Origin of the sequence: Bacillus haikouensis, from assembly GCF_013179555.1 — a bacterium.
GTDB classification, from domain to species: Bacteria; Bacillota; Bacilli; order Bacillales; family Bacillaceae_B; genus Rossellomorea; species Rossellomorea haikouensis_A.
Window position 1 is genome coordinate 1 of sequence record NZ_JABMCR010000300.1, and the last position, 4,641, is coordinate 4,641.

Annotated in this window: 7 protein-coding genes; 3 read left to right on the top strand and 4 right to left on the bottom strand. The window is 43.1% G+C overall.

All coding sequences use genetic code 11. From position 1 onward, the window contains the following. On the top strand, positions 1–1,577 hold a 1,577-nt coding region (locus tag HP456_RS20140), incomplete at its 5' end, for a phospholipase D family protein (protein WP_312857799.1). A 76-nt stretch (positions 1,578–1,653) separates the two neighbouring features. Next, the gene (locus tag HP456_RS20145) at positions 1,654–1,911 is read left to right on the top strand and encodes a GlsB/YeaQ/YmgE family stress response membrane protein (RefSeq protein ID WP_172254417.1); all 258 of its coding nucleotides are present in this window, start codon (positions 1,654–1,656) and stop codon (positions 1,909–1,911) included. Positions 1,912–2,044: 133 nt separating this feature from the next. On the opposite strand, the gene yxzF is transcribed toward HP456_RS20145, so the two are convergent. Beyond that, positions 2,045–2,149 (bottom strand): small protein YxzF, encoded by a 105-nt coding sequence (yxzF, locus tag HP456_RS25790; RefSeq protein ID WP_512698779.1) that lies wholly within the window; start codon positions 2,147–2,149, stop codon positions 2,045–2,047. A 229-nt stretch (positions 2,150–2,378) separates the two neighbouring features. On the opposite strand from yxzF, the gene HP456_RS20150 reads away from it, so the two are divergent. Beyond that, entirely contained in the window at positions 2,379–2,696 is a 318-nt protein-coding gene (locus HP456_RS20150; protein ID WP_172254419.1) for a hypothetical protein, read from the top strand. Positions 2,697–2,859: 163 nt separating this feature from the next. On the opposite strand, the gene gvpU is transcribed toward HP456_RS20150, so the two are convergent. From gvpU to HP456_RS20165, 3 genes are all read right to left on the bottom strand, one after another. Further along, positions 2,860–3,255, bottom strand: coding sequence for a gas vesicle accessory protein GvpU (gene gvpU / locus HP456_RS20155; protein ID WP_172254421.1), 396 nt, complete (start codon positions 3,253–3,255; stop codon positions 2,860–2,862). A gap of 193 nt (positions 3,256–3,448) precedes the next feature. Next, a complete protein-coding gene (gvpT, locus tag HP456_RS20160) occupies positions 3,449–4,315 on the bottom strand; it encodes a YtxH domain-containing protein (RefSeq protein WP_172254423.1) in 867 nt (288 codons plus the stop codon). Between the two features lie 15 nt (positions 4,316–4,330). Next, the coding region (locus tag HP456_RS20165) for a gas vesicle protein (RefSeq protein ID WP_172254425.1) at positions 4,331–4,641 on the bottom strand (311 nt) is incomplete at its 5' end.

Sequence of the window (4,641 nt, forward strand, 5' to 3'; positions counted from 1 at the left end):
CCCTCTTTTTCTTGAACAAGATCTTCAGTACCCCCTTCAAACAGGATTCTTTTTCCACTGCAAAGGGTATAGTAATTAAAAAATGGAAGAACAGGGGAATTCAATTGAAACAGAAGCACAAGTGGCATCAGAAGAAACGCTGGCGGATCGGCGGGGGAGTCATCCTGATCCTCACTGCAATCATGCTCTACCATCGGGTAAAGCCCCTTCCGCCAGGGATATCCTACGAAGGAGAGATATACACACTCGCTCAAAAAGATGTGGAATTTTTATACGATCTTACCTATGACAAAAACGGCAAGGAAGTGTACGACCACTCCATCTTTGATGAAGTCTACAAAATCATTGAAAAAGCAGACGATTTCCTCGTGCTTGACCTCTTCCTCGTCAACGGGTACACAGATGGATCTCGTCCCTACCCAAAACTGAGTGAGAAATTAAAACAGACCATCAAGGAACAGATAAAAAAAAATCCCGGCTTAAAGGTTGTCTTCATCACTGATCATATAAATACGTCCTATCGTTCCCATACTGCCAATCAAATTGCCCCTCTGAAGGAGCTGGGGGCGGATGTCATTTATACCAACTTGAACAAGCTGCGCGATCCGAACATCATCTATTCAGGAATCTGGAGATCGGCCATCGGGTGGTTCGGTCAGGAAGGATACGGCTGGCTGCCGAACCCGATGGCCTCCTCAGCCCCAAAGGTGACGGCGCGGTCCTATTTGAAATTATTGAACGTAAAGGCGAATCATAGAAAAGTCGTGATCACAGAGGATGCCGGACTTATCCTATCAGCCAATCCCCATGATGCAAGCGGATTCCACTCCAATATTGCCTTTAAGGTCAAAGGGGAGATCCTGAAGGACATGGTAAAAGCCGAAAAGGCGGTTGCAGCCTATTCCGGCGGGGATGAAAATGCCTTTCCAACGAACAAAGAGCTCGATCACTTGATTAAGCCTTCCGGTGCCGGTCAAGGACCTGATGTGAAGGCTCAGATCCTCACTGAAAGCAAAGTGCAGGATCATGTGGTCAAGGCAATGGACGAGGCAGAAAGTGGAGACGAAATCTGGATTGGCATGTTTTACTTAGCCGACAGGGATATCATCGATGCCATAGAAGATGCAGCAGAACGTAAAGTGGAGGTCAGACTCATATTAGACCCGAACCAGAACGCATTCGGTCAGGAAAAAATCGGGCTTCCCAACCTGCCGATCGCATCCGAACTTCACAACCTAAACAAAAAATATATTAAAGTCCGCTGGTATGACACGAACAAAGAACAATACCATTCGAAGTTCATCTATGTAAAGGGAAAGAAGCAGTCCATCGTCATTGGAGGGTCCACCAACTATACGTCAAGAAATCTCGATGACTACAATCTTGAAGAGAATATCAAGCTCAGCTCTACTACAGAGAGTGAATTCATCCAATCAGTGGACGACTACTTCAAGCGGCTTTGGAATAACGAGGACGGCAACTATACAGTCGAGTATAAAACGTATCAGGATAAACTTCCTGTGATTAAATACATCATGTATTTCCTACAAAAAATATTCCAAGTGACCACTTATTAAGGTTTTAACTATCTTATGACCGGGAAATATTAATCTAACAGCACTTATTACAATACAAAAAATGGAGGTAATAATTATGGGGTTTATTTTATATTTAATCGTAGGAGGAATAATTGGCTGGTTAGCGGGATTGATACTCGGTAAAGACGTTCCCGGTGGAGTCATCGGAAATATCATCGCAGGCATCATCGGAGCATGGATCGGCGGAGAACTGCTTGGAAGCTTCGGACCAACACTCGCAGGAATCGCCATCATCCCGGCATTGATCGGAGCAATCATCTTCGTATTCCTGTTAAGCTTACTGTTAAGAGGCATGAGAAAAACATCTCGCTGATAATGATTTAAAGACTCCTTGAGAGAATGAACTCTCAGGGAGTCTTTTTGCTAGTCAACACCCCTCCATGCACAACTCCCATATTTAATTCCCACCCAATCCAAACAAAAAAACAGCCCTCAGGCTGCTTTTTTCAATACGTCATCGATTTACGGGATTTTCTCTTATTGCGGTATTTTTTATAAATTGGATAGATGATAGGTCCCCATTTGATCAGTCTGCCAATTAAACGTTTCATAAAAAAGGTAACCTCCTTTGTTATGTATTTGTTTACCCGCTGAACGTACAAAGAAAACATCATCGGGTGTTTTATAAGTTTTCCACGCAGTTCCTCTGCACCAACTTGGCAGCCAGCCCCCCTTCAGGAAATAACTCCTTAAGAAAACCCTTATAAACTTTCTCAAAAATGAAACACTATCCCCTTTTCCTCCGTTCCATCATTAAAAAGACAAAGCAGGAGGACACATATGAAAAAACGATTCATACACGCATTCATCTGCGGGATCTTGTTCCTATCCGCATCGGCTTGTTCCAGTACCAGTGAAGAAGGAAACTCCCCCCAAATCACTTCGGATGAACTCCTCCAGATAAAGAAAGGGATGGAACTCCAGGAAGTGGTCGGCATCATCGGGGGTGAGGGCAAGCAGCAGGGGGATAATGGAAAGCCGGGGACGAAAGCACATCAGGTAAATTACGTATGGGACGGGGATTCAGGAAATTCTTTCGTGCACATTAGTTTTCGCAACAATAAAGTCAGTACGATCGAGGATGTAAACATGAAATGATCCGTCTTTTGGCGGCAATCTAAACGTGTAACCAGCCGGCCATCAATAAATATAGAGTTCCGCGGCTGTAAAAGTACATGGCGCCTGATGCTTGAATTGGACGGGAGCACCGTCTTTCGCCTTCTACAAACAATGGCCGGGAGATGGATCTCCCGGCCTTTGCTTATTTACTGCTGTTTTTTGATTCTGATATCTTTCCTAAGAAGAATCCGTCAACTTCACTCAACTTGCCTCTCCAAAGGATTTTTCCCTTCGAAGGGGTAGGCTTGCTGTCTCCGCAGTATACTTTAGTATTTTTCAAATGGATGAAATTAGCTTCAGTATTGCTGTTTTCTTCCACCGTCTCCCCTGCTTTGACAAGCTCTTCGCTTAGTCTCTGGGCAACATCGCTGCCGTCTTCAAAGTTTTCGCTGAGAGCGTCAAAGTAGTCTTTTGCAGATACGAGGGTTCCTGAAATGACCGAACCCTTTACATTGAGTGTAACGTCCAGCGTAAAGTCATGCTTATTGGCTGCTTGTACAAAGAATTCCAAAATACTATCCTTAGCTTCTGAGCTCATGTCCACTTCTCCCTTCCGTGTCAGGGTTTTTTCTAACCGATTGTTGCTTTTTGTACGTGATGAAGAATATCAAATATAGTGTGTACAGTGCTCTTTTCAAAAATCAAGCTTGTACGTGCACCGAGTGCGGCCGAAAACACCTAAATTCCGGTATTTTCTTGTGTAAGGAACAAGGTTTGCGAAAATAGTCTTTTTAAGAAGATGTGTCGTCATCACTGGAAAGCGTTGTTCCTTCTTCTTCGTCTTCATCATCTTTATTTGTTGATTTCTTTGATTTTGAAGATTTGCGTGTTGAACGCTTTTTGTTCTTGGATGAACTTGACTTGCTTTGTTTATTGTCTTCTTTAGAGTCATCTTCATCATCTTCTTCCGTCTCGTCCTCATCATCGTCTTCATTCTTTTTAGATGATTTCTTCTTACTCTTTGACTCTTCTTCGTCTTCCTCTTCTTCATCATCATCAGTATCTTCTTCGTCTTCTGCCTTCTTGGAGGATTTAGCTGAACCCTTTTTTCCTTTTGCCTTTACTTCTTCTTCATCTTCATCTTCGTCTTTGTCTTCTTCCTCATCATCGCCGTCACTCTCAGACAGCTTTGTGAGCATGTCCTCTAATTTTTGCAGACGGTTCTGAAGCTCTTCGTTTTCTTTTTTAAGAGATTCATAGTCGTTGTCTTTATCGTTTTCCCCATTAGATTCTTCAGATTGGCTTGAGCTTACTGTCGTTTCGCTTTCTTCTCCGGATTCATCCGATTCTTTATTATCCCTGTTAAATAAGTTTGCTGTTGAAGATTTCAGTGAAGTGACGGCACTTCTTGATTTTTCCTTAGCCGCTTTTCCGAAATCGAGGCTTTTGCTTTTTAATTTTTCCTGATCGATTGAGTCTAGTAACTTTTTGCCGTTTTCAGGAGTCGCCAGATATCCTACGGTGGCACCGAGCACACTTCCCGCGACTGTGCGCTTGATCGGCCCGCTCATTCTCCTTTTCTTATCATTTGTTGATTTTTTATCCTGTGTATCATTCTCTACAGTTGTGTTTTCGACCTTTGTATTTTTCTCTGCCATTTTTAAAACCTCCAATTAGTTTGATTGATTGCTAGTCTTCAACCGATTTGTGTCCATCTTTTTCTCAAGTGATTCCAGGCGCTCCTGCAGCTTTTTATTTTCAGCTTCAAGTGCCCGTGTATTATTGTCAGCCGCTTTGGAACTGAGGTAAGGATCGTTTTCCCACCAGTCCATGCCGATTTCCTTTGCTTTATCGACTGAAGCGACGATTAAACGGATTTTGATAGTCAATAGTTCAACATCGGCTATCCCGACCGTAATATCCCCTGCGATGACAACCCCTTTATCTAAGACTTTCTCTAAAACATCCACAATCGTATTTGACT

Excerpts from the sequence above, each read along its gene's own strand:
- HP456_RS20145 (WP_172254417.1), top strand. The coding sequence starts at position 1,654 with ATGGGGTTTATTTTATATTTAATCGTAGGAGGAATAATTGGCTGGTTA.
- yxzF (WP_512698779.1), bottom strand. The coding sequence starts at position 2,149 with ATGAAACGTTTAATTGGCAGACTGATCAAATGGGGACCTATCATCTAT.
- HP456_RS20150 (WP_172254419.1), top strand. The coding sequence starts at position 2,379 with ATGAAAAAACGATTCATACACGCATTCATCTGCGGGATCTTGTTCCTA.
- gvpU (WP_172254421.1), bottom strand. The coding sequence starts at position 3,255 with ATGAGCTCAGAAGCTAAGGATAGTATTTTGGAATTCTTTGTACAAGCA.
- gvpT (WP_172254423.1), bottom strand. The coding sequence starts at position 4,315 with ATGGCAGAGAAAAATACAAAGGTCGAAAACACAACTGTAGAGAATGAT.